Below are 22,891 nucleotides of genomic sequence, written 5' to 3'. Positions count from 1 at the left end.
ATGATGGAAAGACGCAGCTTTGTCGCCGCGTGCAGCGCCGCCTGCGGACTGGCCGGACTGAACCTGCCCGCGCGCGCCGCCGTGGCGCGGGAATACCCGCGCAGCGTGCTGACCGACAGCGAAGGTCGGCCGCTGAAGGCGTCCTCGCTCAAGCCGGGCGTCAATTATGTATTCCAGTGGCCGTATCCGGCCACGCCCTGTTTCCTGCTGGATCTGGGCAGGAAGGTCGACGGCACGACGAAGCTGCGTACCGCCGACGGGCAACAGTACGACTGGCCCGGCGGCGTCGGCCGGGCCCAGTCCATCGTCGCCTACTCGGCCATATGCTCGCACAAGCTCACGCATCCGACACGGGACATCAGTTTCATCTCCTACCGTGACGAAGCGACTGCACACAGCCGCCGCGCCCGCGTGATCCACTGCTGTTCCGAGCACAGCCAGTTCGATCCGGCCGCTGGCGCGCGCGTACTCGAAGGCCCGGCGCCGCAGCCACTGGCCGGCATCGTGCTCGAATATGCGGCCGAACGTGACGAACTGGTGGCCGTCGCCACGCTGGGCGCCGACGTGTTTGACCGCTTCTTCCAGAGTTTCGGCTTCCGGCTGGCGCTGGATCACGGCGGCGACCGCGCGATGAAGCCGGTCGGCGCGACCACGCGGGTGGTCGCGATGGACAGCTTCTGCCGTCAGCAGGTGCGCTGCTGACGGTGTCGAAGGTTCAACCGGGTAGCGGTGGCTCGGCATCATCGGAACGGGCGGCATCTCCCGCTTCCAGCTCGAGTTCGACGGTAAACCCGTGCGCCGGAAGCGACGCCGGTATTACGGCCCGCCCGGCCGCTGCCTTGAAGGCGGCCAGCACCGCCGCGTCGACCTCGTCACGGCCGCTGCTGCGCGCGAGATCGACGCCGACCACCCGCCGCGCCAGCACGTGCAACTGCACCGACATCGACGCGGCGCGCCCCTCTGTCGTCCATCCATCGGCAACGACCGCCCGCGCCAGCGCGTAGCGCAACGCCCGCAATGCGTCCTCGCCCGGTGCCGGCAGCGCTGGCTCGGCGACCGGCGGCGGCGTGCGCCCAGCCGCGACGGGGGTTCCCGGGGCCGAGACCGGCGCCGGGCGGGGCTCGGCCGCCACCACGCCCGTCCCCACAGTCGCGCTGTCCTCCGCCGGCGAGGCGCTCTGGCCGACCGGCTTCAGCGCCAGCCGTAACACGCTGTAGCTGGGCTGCGGCGCCGCGGACGGCAGCGGCCAGAAAACAAGCAGGTGCAGCAGGGCCGACAGCGCCAGTGCACAGCCGAGGGAACGATGCGTCGCAAACGATTGACGCGGTTGCAAATTCATCTTCCTTTGCTAAAGTGTCCGAGCACCTTGCGCGGCAACGTTTCCCGCGTCGCCGGGCGGATGCGTGACGACACACGTTTCACTTCGACTGACCGATTTCAGACCGAGGACGCGTAAGACGATCATGCTGGAGCACCCACCCCGGAGCATAGTTTACGAAGTGCGACGCCCGTCGCACCCGTGGATACTGACCCTCGACGCCAACGGCGTTCCGCACCGCTGGGTCAGCTGGCAGCATGCCGTGTTCTATCACTCCAAGGATCTGGTGGCCTGGGTGGCCGGCAGTCACGAGTTCGAAATCCGCGGCGGCATCAATCGCGTCACCGGCGAACAGTCCTTCATCCGCACCAACAGCATCATCGCGATCAAGGGACGCAGCCACGCGCACAAGCTGCAGACGGCCGTGCCGCCGCTGAACAACCGCGAACTGTTCCACCGCGACCGCTCGATCTGCGGCTACTGCGGCGGCGAGTTCTCGTACCAGAAGCTTACGCGCGACCACATCGTGCCGGTGTCGCAGGGTGGCCGCGACCTGTGGATGAACGTGGTGACCTGCTGCCGGCCCTGCAACCAGCGCAAGAGCGGCCGCACGCCCGAGCAGGCGCGGATGCAGCTGATGTACGCGCCCTACGTGCCGAACAAGGCCGAGTACCTCATTCTCAGCAACCGCAACATCCTGGCGGACCAGATGGATTTCCTCGCCCAGCATGTGAACGCCAACAGCCGCTGGAAGGCGGCCTGACGGTCAGAGCGGAACGGCCCCCGCCGCTGCCGGGCGACGGGTAGTGCGCGGCAGCAGCAGCTGGAACACGGTGCCCTGACCGACCGCGCTCTTGCACGACAGCGAACCGCCGAGCGAGCGGGCCAGCGCCAGCGCGTGCGCCGGCGTCGCCCGGTTGCCGCCGCTGCCGTCCGGGGCGAACAGCCCCGCCACCCGTCCGGCGTCCATGCCGCGGCCGAAATCGCGTACCCGGACCTCGACGAACAGCGCGCCATTGAGGTTCAGACCTTCGGCCGTGCTGACCGCAATGCGACCGGAGGTGCCGACCTGTTCGGCGCTGATCGCCAGCAGCGCGTGCAGCAGCTCGCGCAGCACGCCGAGCGGCAGGTGCAGCGGCGGCAGCGCCGCGTCGAGATGCAGTTCGGTCGAGATCGAGCGGGCCCGCAGCACGCGCTCCTCGACCTCGGCCACCGTCTGTTCCATCAGCTGATTGAGGTCGATGCGCTGGGCGTCGGCCGACACGTCGGGCGGACGGCCCTCGAACTGACGCAGCACGGTGTCGATGCGCTCGATCTGGTCGCCGAACACCGTCAGTTCGGAATCGACCATTGAATCGGCGCCCATCTTCAGGCGCATCGACTTGATCTGGTGCCGCATCAGGCCGAGCGGCGTGTGCAGGTCAGCGCGCAACTGGCGGGCATGCACGGCGTACTGCTCGGCCATACCCTGGCGCAGTTCGTCCAGTTCGCGCAGACGCAGCTGCTGCTGGTGCAGGGCCCGCCCAGCCCCGTCGGCCAGCGCACGCAGTTCGTCGCTGCGGCGCATCAGCGCGGGCGCGAAACTGGCCGGGAAGTGGTAGAGCGCGAGCGCCTCGACGCCGGCTTCGCTGCACAGCGGCTGGATCAGGCCGGTCTGCCCGGGCGACACGCGCAGCAGGCGCTGCAGGCTGACCGGCAGCGCAGCGGCTTCGCGCGCGTCGCTGCACAGCCAGGCCGCGCCGGACGACAGCTGATGCCACACGCCTTCCAGCCCCGCCTGCGCGAGGTCGATACGCTGAACGTTATCGCCCTGCTCCGCGATGGGCATGAAGGCGCTGCCACCCTGCCCTGCTCGCAGGATCTGCGGCGCCGGCAGGTCGAGCAGCAAGGCCGACGCCAGCTTCAGCATGGTCCACAGCGCGGACTCGTCGCCCCGCGCATACACCTGGCCGAACAGCCCGGCGCGGGCGAAGCTGGTCAGCGCGGCGCTGTCGTCCGGCTGCGCGTCGGCGATGCCGAAGGTCGGACGATAGGGCGCACCGGCCGGAAGCAGCGTGTCGGCAGCGTCCACCTCGACCAGCCGGCAGCGTTCAAACGCCCGGCTGTGCGCCGCCTGCAGCGCGCTGTCGAGCGCATCGGCCGGCAGCCCGGTCAGGCGTTGTGCGAGCGCCCGTTGCTGCGACGTGTCGGTGGCACCGCCACCCGCCAGTTCCTCGGCGGCACGCGCCAGGCGCAGGTGCTCGGGTGCATCGACGAAGAGCGCGCCGTCGGCGTGTGAGAAGCGCAGCGCATCCGCCAGTCCGGCTGACCATTCGGCAGACAGCAGCGCGGCGCCGACCTCGCCGTGATGTTCGCCGCCATAGGCGGTTTCGAACGCGGCCAGTTCGTGTTCGGTCGGCCGCTGCGCGTGCCGCTCGCCACCACCGGGTGCCGCCGCCAGCAGCGGCAACGCGACGTCGAGCAGCAGGCCGGCGATGAAGCTCTCGTCCGGATCGCAGCGACCGCCCGCAGCAGCCAGTTCGCGGGCGATTTCGGCGCTCAGTATGGAGTGCGCCCAGAACGCGTGGTGTCCGGCAAGATCGACGCCGCTGCGCTTGACGCGCGCGCGGCCGTCGAGCAGCGCCACCTGTATCAGCGCATGTCCACAGGCGTCGATCACCGCGTCGATGCGCCGCCCCGCGCCGCCGTCGCCGGTGGGCGTGGCGATCAGCTGCGACGCGCGCAGCAGGCGCAGCACCCAGGCCGGATCGTGGCGCAACAGCGCATTGAGGGACGGAACGCCGGCCGGCAGCGCACGCAGTCCGAGTGCCACGTCCGCGAGAAGCGGCAGCGAAGGCAGACCGGACAGCATGGCACAGTCGATCGCGCGGGCGGCGGGGGCTGTCATGCGGACTGGACGATGTTATTGGACGCCGGGCCTGAGCCCGGCGCTGACCTCTTTGGTTTATCGGCCGTTCTTGAGACGGTATCTGCGATTGATCATACCGCAGCAAATCGACGGAAACCCGCGCCAATACTGGGATGCGGCGTGGGTCACGCCGTCGTTGCAGAGCAACGTCGCCCATTTCGCCCGCAACTCGAACGCCGGTGCCGGAATCACGTTCCGGGCGTCAACCTTTACAAATGGTTACGCCACTCGAAATCGGGGTTCACAGCAGCGGCACAAGCTGGCTTCGCTGCCGGAGCGTTCCGGCGAACGGAGATACCGAACATGAAAACCCCTGAAAAATCATCTGTCCGCGGCCGCTGGTTTGCCGGTCTTGCCACCGCCGGTGCACTGGCCGGACTGGTTGCCGTCAATCTGCCGGCACAGGCCCATCCGGGCGCCGAGGGCGGTGCCCACCCGGTGAAGCACGGTGAGCGCCACCACGGGCCCGAAGCGATGGGCCAGCGCATGGAACAGATGGTCGAGCGCGTGTTCACGAAGGTCGGCGCCAGCGAGGAACAGAAAGCGCGCGCCCGTGAGATCGTCAAGGCGTCCGGCGAGGAAATGAAGAAGCTGCACGCCGGTCACTCGGACGACCGTCAGCAGATGCTGGCGCTGCTGTCGGCCGACACGATAGACCGCGGCCAGATCGAGCAGCAGCGCGCCGCCCGCCATGCGCAGATGGACGAAGCGTCGAAGGTGATGACGCGCACGATGGCCGATCTGGCCGAAGTGCTGACGCCGGCACAACGCAAGGAAGCGGCAAAGTCGCTGGCCAGCATGGGTGGTCGCCACGGCCACCATGGCAAGCACCGCCACGGCGACGGCCCGCGCGCGCCGGAAGCGACGCGCGGCTGAGTCCGCTCAGGCGATGTCGAACAGGCGCGCCAGCTCGGCCCCCGGGTCGGCGGCGCGCATGAATGCCTCGCCCACCAGGAAGGCATGCACGTCGCGGGCCCGCATGGCCGCGACGTGTTCCGTTGCGAGGATGCCGCTTTCGGTGATGACCACGCGGTCGGCCGGAATGCGCTCGAGCTGCGACAGCGTGAAGTCGAGCGATACCTCGAAGGTGCGCAGGCTGCGGTTGTTGATGCCCATCAGCGGCGTATCCAGCTGCAGCGCGAGGTCCAGCTCGCCGGCGTCGTGGCTTTCCACCAGCACCGCCATGCCCAGTTCCGTCGCCAGCGACTCGAGCGCGCGCATGTCGGCGACCGCGCGGGCCTGCTGCGCCGCGTCGGCTTCGCCCGAAGGCGGCAGGAAGGCGGCGACGATCAGCAGGATGCAGTCCGCGCCCATCGCCCGCGCCTCGACCACCTGATACGGGTCGATGATGAAATCCTTGCGCAGCACCGGCAGGCTGCAGGCGGCGCGCGCCTCGACCAGATAGTCCGGACTGCCCTGGAAGTACTGGCGGTCGGTCAGCACCGACAGGCAGGCCGCGCCCCCGGCCTCGTACGAGCGGGCGATGTCGGCCGGCCGGAAGTCGGCGCGCAGCACGCCCTTGGACGGGCTGGCCTTCTTCACTTCGGCAATCACCGCCGGCTTCTTTGCCGCCACGCGCGTCTTCAGTGCGGCGACGAAATCTCGCGTGGGCGTCTGCGCGTCGGCCCGCGCGCGCAGCGCTGCCATCGTTTCCGCGGCAAGACCGCTGGCGATTTCCTCGCGCTTGGTGGCGAGGATTTTCTGCAGGATGTCGGACATGGGCGGCCTCAGTTCGCGAACGAGCGCGACAGCTCGACCAGCTTGTCGAGACCCTGCCGCGCCGCGCCCGATTCGATGGCTTCGCGCGCCCGGTCGACGCCGTCGCGCAGGCTGTCCGCCACACCAGACACGTAGAGGCTGGCGCCGGCATTGAGCAGCACGATGTCGCGCGCCGGCGGGAGCGTGCCGTCGAGTGCGGCCAGCAGCATGTCGCGCGAGGCCTGCACGTCGGCCACGCGCAGCGTGTCGAGCGCGTGCACCGCCAGCCCGAAGTCGGACGGATGTACGGTGTATTCCTTCACCTCGCCGTCGCGCAGTTCGCCGACGAAGGTGTCGCCGCTGATCGACAGCTCGTCCAGCCCGTCTCGACCATGCACCACCATCACGTTGCGCGAGCCCAGTTCCTTCAGCACGCGCGCCAGGATGCCGACCAGATCGGCGTGGAACACACCCATCACCTGGTTGGCCGCCCCGGCCGGATTGGTCAGCGGGCCGAGGATGTTGAACATGGTGCGCACGCCCAGTTCGCGCCGTACCGGCGCCGCGTGCTTCATCGCGCTGTGGTGATTGGGCGCGAACATGAAACCCACGCCCACCTGTTCGATGCAGGTCGAAACCTGGGCCGGCGTCAGGTTCAGATTGACGCCCAGCGCTTCCAGCACGTCGGCCGAACCGCTCTGCGACGAACTGGCGCGCCCGCCGTGCTTGGCCACGCGCGCGCCGGCCGCCGCGGCGACGAACATCGACGCGGTGGATATATTGAAGGTGTGGGCACCGTCGCCGCCGGTGCCGCAGGTGTCGACCAGGGTCTGGGTGTTGTCCACCGGCACCTTCATCGACAGTTCGCGCATCACCATTGCCGCGGCGGCGATCTCGCCCACTGTTTCCTTCTTTACCCGCAGACCGATCAGGATGGCGGCGATCAGCGTCGGCGACACCTCGCCGGTCATGATCTGACGCATCAGTGCGGTCATTTCGTCGCGGAAGATTTCGCGGTGCTCGATCACGCGTTCGAGCGCCTGTTTCGGGGTGAAGCTCATGCGCCGGCCCTCCACTCGTCGAGGAAGTTCTTCAGCATCTGATGACCGTGCTCGGTCAGGATGGATTCCGGATGAAACTGCACGCCCTCGATGGCCAGCGTCTTGTGCCGCATGCCCATGATTTCGCCGTCGTCGGTCCAGGCAGTCACTTCGAGGCAGTCCGGCAGGGTGTCGCGCGACACCGCCAGCGAGTGGTAGCGGATGGCGGTGAACGGGTTGGGCAGACCGCGGAACATGCCCTTGTCCAGATGGTGGATGGCCGCCGTCTTGCCGTGCATCACCACCTTGGCGTGCACGACGTCGCCGCCGAAGGCCGCGCCGATGCTCTGGTGGCCGAGGCAGACGCCGAGGATGGGGTACTTGCCGGCAAAGGCCTTGATCAGCGGCACCGACACCCCCGCCTCGTTCGGCGAACAGGGGCCGGGCGACACCACGATGTGGTCCGGCTTCAGCGCGTCTATCTGTTCCAGCGTGATCTCGTCATTGCGGAACACGCGCACGTCCTCGCCGAGCTCGCCGAAGTATTGGACGAGGTTGTAGGTGAAGGAGTCGTAATTGTCGATCATCAACAGCATGGTGGCTTCTTCCGATGGCCGTGTTTCGGAGCATTCTCAACCTTCGCGGCATCCGGCGCACGGACAGGCACGGCCGGCGACGACGGGCGGATGGTGAAGGGAGGGCTGGGGCGCACGCAGGGCGTGCAGGGGGGGCGGTTCAGGCGGCAGGCTTGCGCCAGCGCAGGCCGGAATACGGGGCGGGAATGATGATCGTCGGGCGCATGCCGCGGATTATGGCGTGCGGCGTGGCCTTGTACAAGGCGGCACCGCAGCTGTGCGTCAGGCGCCCGCCGCGCTCAGCTGCCTGACCGACGCCACCAGATCGGTGAAGCGCTCGCCCTGCACCTGGATGTGGCCGCGGATGCGGTCGGCCGCCAGATCACCCTCACCCGCGACGATGGCATCGACGATGGACTGGTGTTCGGAGTAGGAAACCTTCATCCGGTTGCGCACGCGCAGCTGCAGCCGGCGGTAGGGACGCAGCCGGCGGTGCAGGCTGATCGCCTGTTCGGCGAGAAAGCCGTTGTGGCTCGCCATATATATCTGCCGGTGGAACAGTTCGTTGAGCCAGTAGTAGGCGTCCGGGTTGTCGGCGTCGCGGGCGGCCTCGCAGGCCTGGTGCGCCGCGCGCAGCGACGCGATCTCGTCCTCGGTGATGCGGCGCGCCGCCAGCCGGGCGCACATCGCTTCCAGTTCGGCCATCACGTCGAACATTTCGCACAGGCGGTGTGGCTCGATCTCGGCCACCACCGCGCCCCGCCTCGGGCGCGTATCGACCAGACCGGCCGACGCCAGCTGGATCAGCGCCTCGCGTATCGGCGTGCGCGACACGCCGAATTCAGCCGCCAGCTCCTGCTCGTCGAGCCGGGCGCCGGGGCGCAGCGCGCCCGTGACGATCTGTTCCTCGATCTTTTCGCACAGCTGTTCGGACAGGCGCAGTGGCGCCGGGGCGTGATCCATGTCGGGCTCCTTGCTCATTACAAAAAAGTATAGACAAAGCTTGACTCTGAATACACCGAATCCTATCGTGTATACACGTTTGACTTTTATACATACATGAACTGATCTGACGTATTCGCCGCGTATCAGCCCCCACCGAACAAAACAAGGGGGCGCGGCACCACCACCATGCATCCAATCGACTGGAGGAGACTTGCATGAAATCCCAGCGCCGTTCCGTCCTGCGCGGCTTTGTCGCGACCACCCTTTCCGCATCCCTGCTGGCCCTCGGCCTGGGCGCCGCCCAGCCGGCGTTTGCCCAGACCACCCTGAAGCTTTCGCACCAGTTCCCTGCCGCCACCACACCCGACGGTGACTTCCGCGACCGCCTCGCCAAGCAGTTTGCCGCCGAAGTCGAGAAGCGCACCCAGGGTCAGGTCAAGATCACCGTCTATCCCGGCAATTCGCTGATGAAGACCAACACCCAGTTCGGCGCGCTGCGCAAGGGTGTGCTGGACATGTCGGTCCTTCCGCTGGCCTACGGCGGCGGCGAGGTGCCGGAAGTGAATCTGACGCTGATGCCGGCGCTGATCACCTCCTACGAGCAGGGCCTGCGCTGGCGTACCTCGCCCATCGGCCAGCGGCTCGAAAAGCATCTGGAAGAAAAGGGCATGAAGATCCTGACCTGGGTGTGGCAAGCCGGCGGCATCGCCTCGGCCGGACAGCCCATGGTCGCCCCGGCCGACGTGAAGGGCAGCAAGTTCCGTGGCGGCAGCCGCGAAATGGACGTGATGCTGAAGGAAGCCGGCGCCGCCATCACCAACGTGCCGTCGAACGAGATCTACAGTGGCATGCAGTCAAAGGTGCTCGACGCCGCACTGACCTCCTCCACCTCGCACATCAGCTTCCGCCTGTACGAAACGTCGAAGTCCTTCACCACCGGTCGCGATCACAGCTTCTGGTACATGTTCGAACCGCTGCTCATTTCGATGAACACCTTCAACAAGCTCACGCCCGAACAGCAGAAGGTGCTGGTCGAGGTCGGCCTGAGCCTGGAGAAGTTCGCGATGGAAGAGGCGAAGAAGGACGACGAGCGCGCCGCCGAAGTGTTCGCCAAGGCCGGCATCAAGGTGGTGGACATGGACGAGGCCGCGTTCAACCAGTGGCGCGCGCTCGCCCAGAAGACCGCGTGGAAGGACTTTGCCGAGAAAGTGAAGGACGGCAAGGCCTGGATGGACATGGCCACTTCGGTCAAGTAACGCGACCGGCCTGGGGAGGGTTCCATCATGTTCTCGCTGATTGCCGGCGCGCTGCGCCGGTTCAACCGGCTTGCCGCCTATCTGTCGGGCGTCGTCATCATCGTGGCGGCCGGCATCCTGGTGTGGCAGGTCGCGGTGCGCTACTGGCTCAAGTGGCCCACCGACTGGGAAATCGAGCTGTGCGTCATGCTGCTCATCATTTCCACCTTCATGAGTGCGGCCCACACCCAGGCCGAACGCGGCCACGTGGCGATCGACCTGCTCGACACCATGCTGCCCGCCGGCATCAACCGGCTGCGGCAGAAGCTGGCCGACGTACTCACCTTCGCCTTCTGCGGCTTCGTTGCCTTCAACGCCTGGGAGTTCTTCCATGAAGCCTGGGCCGACGGCAAGACCAGCTCCTCGCTGTGGGGCCCGAAACTGTGGATTCCGTATCTCTTCGTCGCGCTCGGCATGACCACGCTGACACTCGAACTGGCGCTGCAGACACTGCGCCGCAAGGAGGCCTGACATGGACATGCTCACACTGTCTCTGCTGTTCGCCGTCGCCACCTTCGTCGGCCTGTTCTCGGGCATGCCGATCGCCTTCGCGCTCGGTGGCGTGGCCCTGCTGTTCATGCTGTTCTTCATGCCGCTGTCGTCGCTGGCACTGGTGACCGAAACCATCTACGCCGAACTCGACAACTTCACGCTGCTCACCATCCCGCTGTTCGTGCTGATGGGCGCGGCGATCGGCAAGTCGCGCGCCGGCGAAGACCTCTACGCTTCGCTGAATCGCTGGCTCTACCGCGTGCCGGGCGGCCTCGGTGTCGCCAACACCCTGGCCTGTTCGGTTTTCTCGGCAATGTGCGGCTCCAGCCCGGCCACCTGCTCGGCCATCGGCAGCTCGGGCATTCCGCAGATGCGCAGCCGCGGCTACTCCGATGGCCTGTCCACCGGCCTGATCGCCGCCGGCGGCACGCTGGGCATCCTGATCCCGCCCAGCCTGACGCTCATCCTCTACGGCCTGGCCACTGAACAGTCGATCGGCAAGCTGTTCATGGCCGGTGTCGGTCCGGGGCTGCTGCTGACGCTGCTGTTCGCGCTCTACGTCATGTGGCGCTACAAGAAGGAAAAGGCGCAGGCGCGCGCGTCGGCCGACGCCGGTGGCGACGGTTCGCACGCGCTGCTGCAGGAGGAGCATTACAGCTGGGCGGAACGTCTGGAATCGCTGCCGCGCTTCGCGCCCTTCCTCGCCGTCATCGCCATCGTCATGATCGCGCTGTACGGCGGCTGGGCGACGCCGTCGGAAGTGGCCGGCATCGGCGCCTTCTTCTCGCTGCTGATGGTGATGACCATCTACAAGTGCTACCGCTGGGCCGACCTCAAGGTCATCCTGAACGGCACGGTGAAGGAAAGCTGCATGATCATGATGATCATCGGCATGTCCTTCCTCTACACCTGGGTGATGAGCAACCTCAACATCACGCAGGAAGCGGCGCAATGGCTGGTGACGCTGCCGATCGGCAAGTGGGGCTTCTTCCTCGCGGTGTGCGTGCTGCTGCTGGTGCTCGGCTTCTTCCTGCCGCCGGTGGCCATCATCCTGATGGTGACGCCCATCATCCTGCCGGCGCTGAACACGCACGGCTTCGACCTGATCTGGTTCGGCGTCATCATGACCATCATGCTGGAAGCCGGTCTGGTCACGCCGCCGGTTGGCCTGAATCTGTTCGTCATCAACGGCATCGCACCCGACATTCCGCTCAAGGCCATCATGAAGGGCGTGCTGCCCTTCATCTGGCTCATGCTGCTGGCGGTACTGCTGCTGTGCCTGATGCCGGGCATCGCGATGTGGCTGCCCGACCACTACCAGGGGAGCTGAGTATGGGCGCGCCCTGGAATCAACGTGCGGCGCGCCGGGCGCGCCGGCTCGAACGGCTGGCGCCGCTGACCCGCGGCCGCGAAATCGCCGCGGCCGACATCATCGCCGCGCTGGAAGCGGCGATCGAGCCGGGCGACCGCGTCTGCCTCGAAGGCAACAACCAGAAGCAGGCCGACTTCCTCGCCGAATCGCTGGCCGACTGCTCGCCCGAGCGCCTGCACGATCTGCACATGGTGCAGTCGGTGCTGGCGCTGCCGGCGCACATCGACGTGTTCGAGCGCGGCATCGCGAACCGGCTCGACTTCTCCTTCTCCGGCCCGCAGGCGAACCGGCTGGCGCGACTGGTCGAGGAACGGCGCATCGCCATCGGCGCCATCCACACCTACCTCGAACTGTTCGGCCGCTACTTCGTCGATCTGACGCCCGACGTGTGCCTGATCGCCGCGCAGGCGGCGGACGCCGACGGCAACCTCTACCTCGGCCCGAACACCGAGGACACGCCGGCCATCGTCGAGGCGACCGCCTTCCGCCACGGCATCGTCATCGCCCAGGTCAACGAGAGGCTCGAGCGCCTGCCCCGCGTCGACATCCCGGCCGACTGGACCGACGCCTTCGTCGTCGCCCCCCGCCCCAACTACATCGAACCGCTGTTCACCCGCGACCCGGCGCAGATCACCGAAATCCAGGTGCTGATGGCGATGATGGCGATCAAGGGCATCTACGCCGAGTACGGGGTACAGCGCCTGAACCACGGCATCGGCTTCGACACAGCGGCGATCGAACTGCTGCTGCCCACCTATGCCGAATCGCTGGGCCTGCGCGGCAAGATCTGCAGCCACTGGGCACTGAACCCGCACCCGACGCTGATCCCGGCGATCGAGGCGGGCTTCGTCGAATCGGTGCACAGCTTCGGCTCCGAAGTCGGCATGGAGAACTACGTCGCCGCCCGCTCCGACGTGTTCTTCACTGGCCGTGACGGCAGCATGCGGTCCAACCGCGCCTTCTGCCAGACCGCCGGCCTGTACGCCTGCGACATGTTCATCGGCTCGACGCTGCAGATCGATCTTGCCGGCAACAGTTCGACCGCCACGCTGGGGCGCATCGCCGGCTTCGGCGGTGCGCCGAACATGGGCTCGGACGCGCGCGGGCGGCGCCATGCCAGTCCGGCCTGGCTGCGCGCCGGCCGCGAGCGCGCAGGCGACGCCATCGCTACGCGCGGCCAGAAGCTGGTGGTGCAGACGGTGGAAACCTTCCGCGAACACATGGCGCCGGCCTTCGTCGACAGGCTCGACGCCTGGCAGCTGATGGAGGACATGGGCATGGACCTGCCGCCCATCATGATCCACGGCGACGACGTGACCCACATCGTGACCGAAGAAGGCATCGCCAACCTGCTGCTGTGCCGCAGCGCCGCCGAACGCGAACAGGCGATACGCGGGGTGGCCGGCTACACGCCGGTGGGCCGCGCGCGCGATGCGCGAATGGTCGAGAACCTGCGCGACCGCGGCGTGATCCGCCGCCCGGAAGACATCGGCATCGACAAGCGCGGCGCCACGCGCGATCTGCTCGCCGCGCGCAGCATCAAGGACCTGGTGCGCGCCTCCGGCGGCCTGTACGACCCGCCGCGCCGCTTCCGCAACTGGTGAACGGAGACCCGACATGGAACGCTTCACCCTCTCGCTGCCGAGCACGCCCTGCGCGCGCGCCGACGCGGCCGCCGCGCTGTGCGGCGTCGTGTCCTCCGGCAACCTCGAAATCCTGGTCGACCGCGGCAGCATGGCCGACCGCTGCGACATCGAAGTGAACACTTCGGCACACGGCTTCCGCGACACCTGGGAAGCGGTGCTCGCCGACGCGGTCGCCCGCCACGCCGCCGGCGGCCTCGCCCTCGCGATCAACGACGCCGGCGCCACGCCGGCCGTAGTGAGCCTGCGCCTCGACCAGGCGTTGGAAGCGCTGGAGGACCGCGCATGAGCCGCCTGCACAGACACTCCTGGTTCGAAGCGGATGCCCGCGCCCGCATCGCTGGCCTGGTTGACGCCGGCAGCTTCCGCGAACTGTGCGGTCCGCACGAACGGCTCACCAGCCCGCATCTGGCGGTGCTCGACCTGCCGGTCGCCTTCGACGACGGTGTCGTCGTCGGCGAAGCGACGCTCGACGGCCGCCCGGTACTGGTCGGCGCCCAGCAGGGCGAATTCAATGGCGGTGCCGTCGGCGAAATCCACGGCGCCAAGCTGCGCGGTCTGTTCGAGCGTGCGCGTCGCACACGGCCGGCGGCGGTGCTGCTCGCCATCGACTCCGGCGGCGTGCGGCTGCACGAAGCCAATGCCGGCCTGATCGCGATCTCCGAACTGATGCGCGCACTGCTCGCCGCACGCGCCGAAGGCATCCCGGTGTACGGCCTGATCGGCGGATCGTGCGGTGCCTTCGGCGGCATGGGCATCGTCGCCCGGCTGTGCGACGCACTGGTCATGTCGGAAGAAGGCCGGCTCGGCCTGTCCGGCCCGGAAGTGATCGAGACGGTGAAGGGCGTGGACGAATTCGATTCGAAGGACCGCGCACTGGTGTGGCGGGTGACCGGCGGCAAGCTCCGGCGCAGCCTCGGCGACGCCGCACTGCTGGTGGACGACGACGTCGCCGCCTTCCGCGATGCCGCACGCACCTTGCTGGCAAGGCCAGTCCCTGCGCGCGACCTCGCCGCACTCGCCGCCGACCAGCAGGCGCTGACGCAGCGCGCCGCACGCCACGCCGACGCGCGCGACGGACTGGATATCTGGCGCGCGCTCGGCCTGCCCGACCCCGCCGTCATCCCGATGCTGGACGCGGCCGATTTCAACCGCCTGCTCGCACCTCTTTCGCCGACGGAGGCCGCATGAACGCCCTGCTCGACCGCCTGTTTCCGGCCGGCCACACGGTCGCCTTCGACGGCCACAACCTCGCCGGCCACGCCGTATCGGCCACCGGCCGCGTGCACGTGATCGGCACCCGCGACCGTGCCGCCCTCACCACCGACATGGCACTGAAGCTGTCGCAGGCGGTGCTCGACGCAGTGCGCACCGACCAGGCGGGCGGCGATCCGCGCCCCATCGTGTTCATCGCCTCGACCCAGGGTCAGGCGCTGTCGCGCCATGAGGAATTGCTGGGTCTGAACGGCTATTTCGCCCACATGGCGCGCTGCGTCGACCTCGCCCGCCGCAGCGGACACCGGCTGGTGACGCTGATCCACGGCGAAGCGGTCAGCGGCGGCTTCCTCGCCTTCGGCCTGCTGGCCGATCGCATCTGCGCACTGCCCGACGCCCAGGTGAAGGTGATGGATCTGCGCGCGATGGCGCGCGTGACCAAGATCGCGCCGGAGCGGCTGGAAGCGCTGGCGCAGAGTTCGCCGGTGTTCGCGCCCGGTGCGAGCAACTACGCACGCATGGGCGCCATCCACGCGCTGTGGTCCGACGCCGAAGACTGGCCGCAGGCGCTGCAGCAGGCCATCGCCGAAGCGGGCGGCGAGGACCGTCGCGCCGCACTCGGACGCGAACGCGGCGGCCGCACGCTGGCGCAACCGGTGGCCGAGCGCGTCGCCGGCGTCCCGCTCGGCGCCTGACCATGCGCCGCCTGCGCCGTCACGACCTGGTCTGGCTGCGCGCCGGTGCGGTGGTGGATCTCACCGCCTGCAGCGCAGCCGCTGCCGCCGATGTCGAAGCCTGGCGCAAGGCCGGCAGGCCGCTGGTCAGCGCGCGCAGCGACGGCCTGTCCGCCGACCGCCTGCGGCTCGGGCTCACACTGCCCGGCACCGGCGAGCGCCGCCGCGTATCGCTGACCGCGGCGCGCACCGACGTCGAACGCAGCACGCCGCCACCACCGCTCGACACGCTGGTCGACACGCTGCCGGCCGCGCACCGACCGTCGCTGCATGCGTTCGCCGAGCGCTGCACCGCGCTTGGCATCGCGCCGCGCGTCTACGGTTCGTTGCTGTGGCAGTCGCTCAGCGGCGAGCCCTGTCTGCGCGCCGACAGCGACCTCGATCTGCTGTTCGACCTCGAAGGCCCCGCGCCCCTGCCCTCGCTGCTCGAGCTTCTGCGTGACGCCGACGGCGCGCTGCGCCTCGACGGCGAGATCCGCTGCGGCGCGCACGCGGTGGCCTGGCGCGAACTGGCGGCCGCGTTCGATGGCAGCGGCCCGCGTCGCGTGCTGGCGAAATCGGACGACGGCATCGCGCTGATCGACGTCGCAGCGCTGTGGCCGGCACGGAGCCGCGCGGCATGAACGCACCTGCACGGATCACCGCTGCACGCGCCGCAGTCGACTGCGAGCGCATCGGCCGGCTCGCCGTGCGCAGCCTCTACCGCGAGGTCGCGCTGGCGCCGAAGCCGGGCCTGGTCAGCCCGGTCGACAACGGCAGCCACGACGACATGGACATGTCGACCTTCTTCCGCAGCCTGTTTGCGCTGCGCCACTATTTCCGCGACATCGCGCGCGCCGGTGCCGACGGCGCCGGTTTCGCCACGCTGCAGTCGCTCGGGCAAGCCGCCGAGACGCAGATGCTGGCCGCCACCGGCGGCATCAACACCCACCGCGGCGCCATCTTCAACCTCGGCCTGCTGTGCGCCGCCGCCGGGCACGTCGCTGCGCAGGGCGGAACGACCGACACCAGGCACGTCGCGCACACCGTCGCCCGCTGCTGGGGCGCCGACATCCTCGCCGCGCGGCCGGCCGACGGTACGCCACAGGCCGACAGCCACGGCCTGCGCGTCGCCCGCCGCCACGGCACGACCGGCGCACGCGAACAGGCGGCCGCCGGCTTTCCCGACGTGATCGGCGCTGCGCTGCCTGCGATGCGCGAAGTGCTTGCCACATCGGGTGACGACCGCCAGACCCGCGCGGCGGTGCAGGCGCTGTTCGTGCTGATCGCGCGGCTGGACGACAGCAACCTGCTGTGGCGTGGCGGCCGCATCGGTCTCGACTACGCGCAGGGCGCGGCGCTCGCGTTCATCGAAGCCGGCGGCGTGTTCGCTGACGACTGGGCCGCGCAGGCGCGGGCCACGCACGAGGCCTTCGTATCGCGTCGGCTCAGTCCGGGCGGCGCGGCCGATCTGCTGGCGGTAACGCTGTTCCTGCACGAGCTGGAGTGTGCGGAATGAGGCTGATCGTGCTGTTCAGCGGACAGGGCGGGCAGACGGCAGAGCACCTGTCCGAACTGCGCGCCGACGCGGAAACGCGTGCCCGGCTGCCGGCACTCGACGCGCTGCGCGACAACGATCTGGCCAGCAACGTCACCGCACAGGTCGTGATCAGTGCGCTGCACGCGCTGCGCTGGCGCCGCCTCGCGCAGCGGCTGCCGCGGCCGCTGCTGTTCGCCGGTTACTCGCTGGGCGAACTGAGCGCGTTCGCGGTCGCGCGCGGATTGCCGCTGAAGGACTGGTTCGATCTGGCCGCCCGGCGCGCCGCACTGATGGACGCCGCCACGGCACAGCCGTCTGGCCTGCTCGCCGTGCAGGGCCTGACCGAAGCCGCGTTGCGCGCAGCGCTCGACGGCAGCGGCTGCAGCATCGCCATCCACAACGGCGACGCCCACTTCGTCGTTGGCGGCGCACGCACTGCGCTGATCGAGCTCGAACACACTCTGCCCAGGCACGGCGCCCGGCGCTGCGTGCGCCTCGCGGTTCGCACGCCGTCGCACACCCCGCTGCTCGCCGCCGCACAGGCGCCGCTGGCCGAAGCACTCGCGCCGTGGGCCGACGCCCGCCTGTCCGTTCCGGTCATCGCCGGCATCGACGGCCGCGTACAGCGCGACGCCGCCGATGCGGTGCGCGCGCTGACTGCCCAGGTCGCACAGACCATCGCCTGGTCCACCTGCATGGACACCGTGCTCGAATACGCACCCGGGGCCGTGCTCGAAATCGGCCCCTGCAACGCCCTCGCCCGCATGCTGGCCGAGCGTGCGCCGGAGTTGCCGGTGCGCGCCGTCGACGACTTCAGCAGCGATGCCGCGGTGGTCGATTGGCTGGAGCGGATGGCCGGATAGACGCTGCCCGGCTCGCCACGCGCGAACAAGCGCCGCTGTCGGGGTCAGAAGACCCCTCCCACAGAACCCGGGCCCCGGCCACTGGTCGGGGCCCGCTCCCTGAGAGAGCGGCCCCTGTGGGAGCGGCCCCTGTGGGAGCGGCCTTGGCCGCGACTTGGCTGTCGCTGGCCGCCGGCTTCGATCAAGGCCGCAATCGCGAGCAAGCTCGCTCCCACAGCAAGCTCGGTCCCACTGTTTTCGGCGCAGGCCCGAGCAAAGGCCCCCGTGAGAGTTAGGCATTGCTGCCGACGGGGCCGCAAGCCGGCGCCGCGCGCTGCCCACCGCCGCTGTCGGGGTCAGAAGCCCCCTCCCACGCACCCCCGGCCCCCGCCATCGGACGCGCGCGATTCCTGTGGAAGCGATGTAAGGTTGCTCCATGCCTCCCGGTCTTCAGGGTTGTCAGCGCACACACGGACGATGTCGTGATACTCGGATTCAGTAAACGCAAGAGCTTCGAACAGGCGGTGCGGGCCTTCAGCCCGGATCTGTACCGCTTCGCCTGGTGGCTGTGCCGCGACAAGTTCGTCGCCGAGGACCTGGTGCAGGAAACCTTCGCCCGCGCGTGGAAATCGTGGGACGACATCAAGGATTCCGCCGCCACCAAGAGCTGGCTCATCACCATCGTGCGCCGCGAACACGCGCGGCTGTATGAGCGCAAGCAGTTCGACTACGTCGACGTCGAACTGGAAGACCTGCAGATCGCCGCCGACCACGAACCGATAGAGCTTTTTGAAATGGAAAACCTGCTCGGCAGCCTGCCGCTGACGCTGCGCGAACCGCTGGTGCTGCAGGCGCTGGGCGGCTTTTCGTGCGCCGAAATCGCCGACATGCTGGACACCACCGAAGGTGCGGTGATGACCCGTCTGACCCGCGCCCGTCAGGCGCTGCGCAGCGCACTGACCGGCCAGCCGGCGCGGAGGGCCGAATCGTGAGCAGCTTCGACGACAAGAACATGACTTTCAACTGCATCGACTTCCGCCGCGAAAAGCTGGCCGACCCGCGCCGCCTGACCGAGGCGGCCGAGGAACACCTGATCGCCTGCCCGGCCTGCCAGACCTTCTCGCGCCGCGTGAACGCCGGCGAACGCATGCTGCAGCAGACGGTGGCGCTCGACGTGCCGGACGGTCTGGCCGAGCGCATCCTGGTCGGCAGTCGGGCGCGCACCCGTTCTCCGTTCAAGCTGTGGGCACTGGCCGCCAGCGTCGTGTTCAGCCTCGGACTGGGCGTGCAGTACTGGCACGCCGCGCCTGATCGAGAACATGTCGCGCTGGCGGTCGAGCACGTGATGCACGAGCCGGAGGCGCTGATGAGCACCCGCCTGATCGAACCGCAGCGCGTCGCCCAGGTACTGGAAAGCTTCGGCGCCGAGGTGAAGGTGCCGCTCGCCGCCGTGCGCTACGTGAAGCTCTGCCCGGTTCCCGGTGGCACCGGCTGGCACATCGTGTTCGACACGCCGGACGGTCCGGCCACCGTGCTGCTGATGCCGCAGAAGGACAGTCGCGTGCGCACGCTGACCACGCAATACCGCGGCATGGGGGTGCATGTCGAAGCCGGGGGTCAGGGCGTAGTGGCCGTGGTGGCGCGCGACCCCGATCGGGCGCGCGGCGCCGCCGGCCTGCTGCACCAGCACGTCAGCTGGACACCGACGGCGGCACTGACCGCGCACGACCGGGGCATCCGGCCGCGCAGCTGACACCGCAGTTTCATGGCACGACGGGGCGCAGGGTTTACAATCCTGCGTCCATTTTTTTGGCTGCCGTGCCTCGCCCGCGATGGAACTGACCCGCCTGCTGTCCCAGCTCGACAACCGGATGCTCGGAGAAATGTTCTCCGAAGACACCATCGTGCGCGGCAGCCAGTATGTGACACGGGTCGGCGACATCGACGTGCAGGGGCCGACGTTGCGCGCGCTGGTGCGTGGCACCCGGCCGCAGCCCTACCAGGTGACGGTGCGGCTGGAGCGGCGCGAATACTTCGGCGAGCGGACGCTGGAAATCGCCACCCGCTGTTCCTGCCCGGTCGGCAACCGCTGCAAGCACGCGGTCGGCCTGCTGCTGGCGGCGAAGAAGCAGGGCGAACTGATCGAGCGCCCGCGCGCGGAGGTGCTGCGCTGGGCGCAGACGCTGCAGAAGCGCCTGAGCGAAGAACCGACAGGCGCGTCGCGCAAGCGCGCCACACCCAAGGAATCGATCGCCTATCTGATCACGCCGCGCGGCAGCCAGCCGGCCGACCTGCGCCTGCTCAAGGCCAAACTCACCGACCGCGCCGGCCGCGACAGCACACCGGGCGGCGACAGCCAGCCCTGGTTCAACTTCGAGCAGGCGCTGCTAAAGCCGCCCGCCTTCGTGCAGGACAACGATCTGCCGGTGTTCCGCACGCTGCGCGACGCCATCCGTAAACGCGCGACCAGCGTGTTCGTGCCGTTCGAACTGCGCGGCGCCGACGGCCTCGCCGTGCTGCGCGCCGCACTCGACACCGGCCGCTGCTTCGTGCGCGCCGACGAGGGCAGCGACGACGCGCGTCCGCTGAAGCCGGGCGAAGCGCGCGCCGGTCAGCTCGAATGGCAGACCGAAAAGCTCGGCGTGCGCGCCCTGCTCGCCTGCACGCCGCCGGCCGACTGGACGCTGCCGACCGACCCGCCCTGGTATCTCGACGTCGCCCGCGGACGGGCCGGCGAAATCACCCACCCGGCGCGCGAAGCAGTGCAGGCGGTACTCGAACTTCCGCTGCTCACCACCGCCGAACTGCCGCTGGTGGCCGAGGCGCTGGCCCAGGCCGCGCCCGCGCTGCCGTCGCCGCTGGGCCGCGACGCCGCCAGCCTGCCGCTGATCGAAGAGGCGCTGCGCCCGGTACTGAAGTTCGCCAGCCTGCCGGTATGGCACGTGAAGCCGCACCGCCGCTACGACAAGGCGCTCGGCCACGCGCTGTACGACATCGCCACGGTCGCGCTCAGCTACGGCCAGGCGAAGTTCGCCGCTACCGACAGCTCCGACCTGGCGACGCTGCCCAACGGCCGCGCGGTGCGCGTGAAGCGCGACAGCGCGGCCGAACAGGCGGCGCTGGCCTTGCTCGGCGAAGTCGGCTTCGCGCCGGTGCAGGCGCGCTGGCTGCAGATGTACGAATCGCTGCCGGTCGGCGCGCTCGGCCTGGAGAGCGAAGAGGCCTGGGCGCGCTTCTTCGGCGACGCCGCCGGCCGCCTCACCCGCGCCGGCTGGCAGATCGAGTGCCCGCCCGACTTCCGCCACCGCGTGCTGGTGGTCGATGAGTGGCACGCCGAACTGGACGAGAACGAGAACGGCTGGCTCGAACTGTCGCTCGGCATCGACGTCGGTGGCCGCCGGCTCGACCTTGCGCCGCTGCTGCACGCGCTGTTCAAGCGCGACGGCCGCTGGCTGGACCCGATCGCGCTCGACCGCATGCGCGACGAGGACACGACCGATCTGTTCACCGCCGAAGGCGAACGCATCATCGTGCCAGCCGGCCGCATCAAGCCGCTGGCGCGCACGCTGGTGGACCTGTTCGACAGCCCGGCCGGCGGCGCGCTGCAGGTGTCGCGCATGGACGCGCCGCGGCTGGCCGAAGCGCTCGATGCGAAGTGGACGCGCGAAGGCTTCAAGCCGCTCGAACAGTGGGTCGAACGCCTGCGCGGCATGCACGGCGTAGCGCCGGTCGACGCGCCGGAAGGCTTCGGCATCGAACTGCGCCCCTACCAGCGCGAGGGCTTGGCCTGGCTGCAGCACCTGCGCGCGCACGACCTCGGCGGTATCCTCGCCGACGACATGGGCCTGGGCAAGACCGCGCAGACGCTGGCCCACCTGCTGACCGAGAAACGCGCCGGCCGGCTCGACCGCCCAGCGCTTGTCGTGCTGCCGACCTCGCTGGTGTTCAACTGGCAGCGCGAAGCCGCGCGCTTCGCGCCCGAACTGCGCGTGCTCAAGCTGCACGGCCCGGACCGCGGCGAGCGCTTCGCCCAGGTGCCCGAGCACGACGTCTGCCTCACCACCTACCCGCTGCTGTGGCGCGACCACGAAAAGCTGGCCGCGCACGACTACCACCTGCTCATCCTCGACGAAGCGCAGACGGTGAAGAACGCGGGCAGCCAGGCCGCCCGTGCGGTGCGCCTGCTGCGCGCCCGGCACCGGCTGTGCCTGACCGGCACGCCGCTGGAAAACCACCTCGGCGAGCTGTGGGCGCAGTTCGATTTCCTGCTGCCGGGCTTTCTCGGCGAACAGAAGGACTTCACGCGCACCTGGCGTACGCCGATCGAAAAGCACGGCGACCCCATACGGCGCGAGCTGCTGGCGCGTCGCGTCGCCCCCTTCATCCTGCGCCGGCGCAAGGACGACGTCGCCGCGGACCTGCCGCCGAAAACCGAGGTGCTGCGCACGGTCGAACTGACCGGCCGCCAGCGCGACCTGTACGAAACCGTGCGCGCCGCGATGGACAAGCGCGTGCGCGACGAAATCGCCACCCGCGGTTTCGCCCGCGCACGCATCGTCATCCTCGACGCGCTGCTCAAGCTGCGCCAGGTGTGCTGCGACCCGCGCCTGCTGAAGACCGACAGCGCCGCCCGCGTGAAGGAACGGGCCAAGCTCGACCTGCTGATGGACATGCTGGAGAACCTGCTGGCCGAAGGCCGCAAGGTGCTGGTGTTCTCGCAATTCACCGGCATGCTCGACCTGATTCACGAACAGCTGGTCGAGGCCGGCATCGGCTGCGTCATGCTGACCGGCGACACGCAGAACCGCGAGGCGGTGGTGCGCCGCTTCCAGGAGGGCACGGTGCCGGTTTTCCTGATCAGCCTGAAAGCCGGCGGCGTCGGCCTCAACCTCACCGCCGCCGACACGGTGATCCACTACGACCCCTGGTGGAACCCCGCCGCCGAAAACCAGGCCAGCGACCGCGCCCACCGCATCGGCCAGGACAAGCCGGTGTTCGTCTACAAGCTCATCGTCGCCGGCAGCATCGAAGAACGCATCGTCGCTCTGCAAGAGAAGAAGGCCGCCCTGGCCGAAGGCATCCTCGGCAACGACGAAGCGGCGCTGGAGAAATTCGGCGAGAACGATCTGGCGGCGCTGCTGGAGCCGCTGGCGGACTGAGCGCCTCCGGACGTTCAACTCCGCGACCGCCCGGTCCATGCATACAGAGTACGACTGATGGGGACAGGAGGAGGCGCCCATCCCATGAAGCACAGGAAGCGCGGGCCGGGCTTCCAGGCAGACATGGAGGTCGCAC

Annotated in this window: 22 protein-coding genes; 16 read left to right on the top strand and 6 right to left on the bottom strand. The window is 68.9% G+C overall.

The window, feature by feature from the left end:
• The first annotated feature begins 3 nt into the window (after positions 1 to 3).
• Positions 4 to 702 carry a hypothetical protein gene (locus tag IV112_RS06570; protein ID WP_304002064.1) on the top strand — a complete coding sequence of 233 codons (699 nt, stop codon included), beginning with the start codon at positions 4 to 6 and terminating at the stop codon, positions 700 to 702.
• Between the two features lie 13 nt (positions 703 to 715).
• On the opposite strand, the gene IV112_RS06565 is transcribed toward IV112_RS06570, so the two are convergent.
• Complete coding sequence (locus tag IV112_RS06565) at positions 716 to 1,339, bottom strand: hypothetical protein (protein WP_304002061.1); 624 nt, start codon at positions 1,337 to 1,339, stop codon at positions 716 to 718.
• Between the two features lie 160 nt (positions 1,340 to 1,499).
• On the opposite strand from IV112_RS06565, the gene IV112_RS06560 reads away from it, so the two are divergent.
• A complete protein-coding gene (locus IV112_RS06560; protein ID WP_020165490.1) occupies positions 1,500 to 2,081 on the top strand; it encodes an HNH endonuclease in 582 nt (193 codons plus the stop codon).
• 3 nt (positions 2,082 to 2,084) lie between these two features.
• Here the strand turns inward: IV112_RS06560 and IV112_RS06555 are convergent, their stop codons facing one another.
• The gene (locus IV112_RS06555) at positions 2,085 to 4,205 is read right to left on the bottom strand and encodes an HDOD domain-containing protein (protein WP_304002058.1); all 2,121 of its coding nucleotides are present in this window, start codon (positions 4,203 to 4,205) and stop codon (positions 2,085 to 2,087) included.
• Between the two features lie 324 nt (positions 4,206 to 4,529).
• On the opposite strand from IV112_RS06555, the gene IV112_RS06550 reads away from it, so the two are divergent.
• Positions 4,530 to 5,102, top strand: coding sequence for a Spy/CpxP family protein refolding chaperone (locus IV112_RS06550; RefSeq protein WP_304002055.1), 573 nt, complete (start codon positions 4,530 to 4,532; stop codon positions 5,100 to 5,102).
• A 6-nt stretch (positions 5,103 to 5,108) separates the two neighbouring features.
• Here IV112_RS06550 and trpC read toward each other — a convergent pair whose 3' ends face one another.
• The 4 genes from trpC to IV112_RS06530 all read right to left on the bottom strand — a co-directional run bounded on the left by trpC (position 5,109) and on the right by IV112_RS06530 (position 8,502).
• Positions 5,109 to 5,945, bottom strand: a complete 837-nt coding sequence (gene trpC / locus IV112_RS06545) for an indole-3-glycerol phosphate synthase TrpC (protein ID WP_304002052.1) — start codon at positions 5,943 to 5,945, stop codon at positions 5,109 to 5,111.
• Positions 5,946 to 5,953: 8 nt separating this feature from the next.
• Entirely contained in the window at positions 5,954 to 6,985 is a 1,032-nt protein-coding gene (gene trpD / locus IV112_RS06540; protein WP_304002049.1) for an anthranilate phosphoribosyltransferase, read from the bottom strand.
• On the bottom strand, positions 6,982 to 7,560 hold the full coding sequence (locus IV112_RS06535) for an aminodeoxychorismate/anthranilate synthase component II (protein WP_019917246.1): 579 nt from the start codon (positions 7,558 to 7,560) through the stop codon (positions 6,982 to 6,984). Before IV112_RS06535 ends, trpD begins: the two co-directional genes overlap by 4 nt.
• Positions 7,561 to 7,821: 261 nt before the next feature.
• Entirely contained in the window at positions 7,822 to 8,502 is a 681-nt protein-coding gene (locus IV112_RS06530) for a GntR family transcriptional regulator (RefSeq protein ID WP_304002046.1), read from the bottom strand.
• Between the two features lie 197 nt (positions 8,503 to 8,699).
• Between IV112_RS06530 and dctP the strand changes: the two genes are divergently transcribed.
• The 13 genes from dctP to IV112_RS06465 all read left to right on the top strand — a co-directional run bounded on the left by dctP (position 8,700) and on the right by IV112_RS06465 (position 22,755).
• Positions 8,700 to 9,740: a TRAP transporter substrate-binding protein DctP gene (gene dctP, locus IV112_RS06525; RefSeq protein ID WP_304002043.1), complete on the top strand. Its 1,041-nt coding sequence runs from the start codon at positions 8,700 to 8,702 to the stop codon at positions 9,738 to 9,740.
• A 27-nt stretch (positions 9,741 to 9,767) separates the two neighbouring features.
• The gene (locus IV112_RS06520) at positions 9,768 to 10,250 is read left to right on the top strand and encodes a TRAP transporter small permease (protein ID WP_304002040.1); all 483 of its coding nucleotides are present in this window, start codon (positions 9,768 to 9,770) and stop codon (positions 10,248 to 10,250) included.
• A gap of 1 nt (position 10,251) precedes the next feature.
• Positions 10,252 to 11,601, top strand: coding sequence for a TRAP transporter large permease (locus IV112_RS06515; RefSeq protein ID WP_020165499.1), 1,350 nt, complete (start codon positions 10,252 to 10,254; stop codon positions 11,599 to 11,601).
• 2 nt (positions 11,602 to 11,603) lie between these two features.
• Entirely contained in the window at positions 11,604 to 13,247 is a 1,644-nt protein-coding gene (gene mdcA, locus IV112_RS06510; RefSeq protein ID WP_304002036.1) for a malonate decarboxylase subunit alpha, read from the top strand.
• Between the two features lie 13 nt (positions 13,248 to 13,260).
• Complete coding sequence (gene mdcC, locus IV112_RS06505) at positions 13,261 to 13,575, top strand: malonate decarboxylase acyl carrier protein (RefSeq protein ID WP_296812857.1); 315 nt, start codon at positions 13,261 to 13,263, stop codon at positions 13,573 to 13,575.
• The gene (locus IV112_RS06500; RefSeq protein ID WP_304002031.1) at positions 13,572 to 14,477 is read left to right on the top strand and encodes a biotin-independent malonate decarboxylase subunit beta; all 906 of its coding nucleotides are present in this window, start codon (positions 13,572 to 13,574) and stop codon (positions 14,475 to 14,477) included. Before mdcC ends, IV112_RS06500 begins: the two co-directional genes overlap by 4 nt.
• A complete protein-coding gene (gene mdcE, locus IV112_RS06495) occupies positions 14,474 to 15,196 on the top strand; it encodes a biotin-independent malonate decarboxylase subunit gamma (RefSeq protein ID WP_304002028.1) in 723 nt (240 codons plus the stop codon). The genes IV112_RS06500 and mdcE overlap by 4 nt, the downstream gene beginning before the upstream one ends.
• Positions 15,197 to 15,198: 2 nt before the next feature.
• Positions 15,199 to 15,858, top strand: coding sequence for a malonate decarboxylase holo-[acyl-carrier-protein] synthase (mdcG, locus tag IV112_RS06490; RefSeq protein ID WP_304002025.1), 660 nt, complete (start codon positions 15,199 to 15,201; stop codon positions 15,856 to 15,858).
• Complete coding sequence (gene mdcB, locus IV112_RS06485) at positions 15,855 to 16,733, top strand: triphosphoribosyl-dephospho-CoA synthase MdcB (protein WP_304002022.1); 879 nt, start codon at positions 15,855 to 15,857, stop codon at positions 16,731 to 16,733. Before mdcG ends, mdcB begins: the two co-directional genes overlap by 4 nt.
• A complete protein-coding gene (locus IV112_RS06480; protein ID WP_304002018.1) occupies positions 16,730 to 17,617 on the top strand; it encodes an acyltransferase domain-containing protein in 888 nt (295 codons plus the stop codon). Before mdcB ends, IV112_RS06480 begins: the two co-directional genes overlap by 4 nt.
• A 461-nt stretch (positions 17,618 to 18,078) precedes the next feature.
• Positions 18,079 to 18,588: a sigma-70 family RNA polymerase sigma factor gene (locus IV112_RS06475; protein ID WP_019917232.1), complete on the top strand. Its 510-nt coding sequence runs from the start codon at positions 18,079 to 18,081 to the stop codon at positions 18,586 to 18,588.
• On the top strand, positions 18,585 to 19,349 hold the full coding sequence (locus tag IV112_RS06470; RefSeq protein ID WP_304002013.1) for a DUF3379 family protein: 765 nt from the start codon (positions 18,585 to 18,587) through the stop codon (positions 19,347 to 19,349). Before IV112_RS06475 ends, IV112_RS06470 begins: the two co-directional genes overlap by 4 nt.
• A 79-nt stretch (positions 19,350 to 19,428) precedes the next feature.
• Positions 19,429 to 22,755, top strand: a complete 3,327-nt coding sequence (locus IV112_RS06465) for a DEAD/DEAH box helicase (RefSeq protein WP_304002011.1) — start codon at positions 19,429 to 19,431, stop codon at positions 22,753 to 22,755.
• Positions 22,756 to 22,891: the final 136 nt, after the last annotated feature.

It is taken from the genome of Methyloversatilis discipulorum (genome assembly GCF_018780585.1).
GTDB lineage: Bacteria > Pseudomonadota > Gammaproteobacteria > Burkholderiales > Rhodocyclaceae > Methyloversatilis > Methyloversatilis discipulorum_B.
This window is presented reverse-complemented; position numbering and strand designations above follow the sequence as displayed.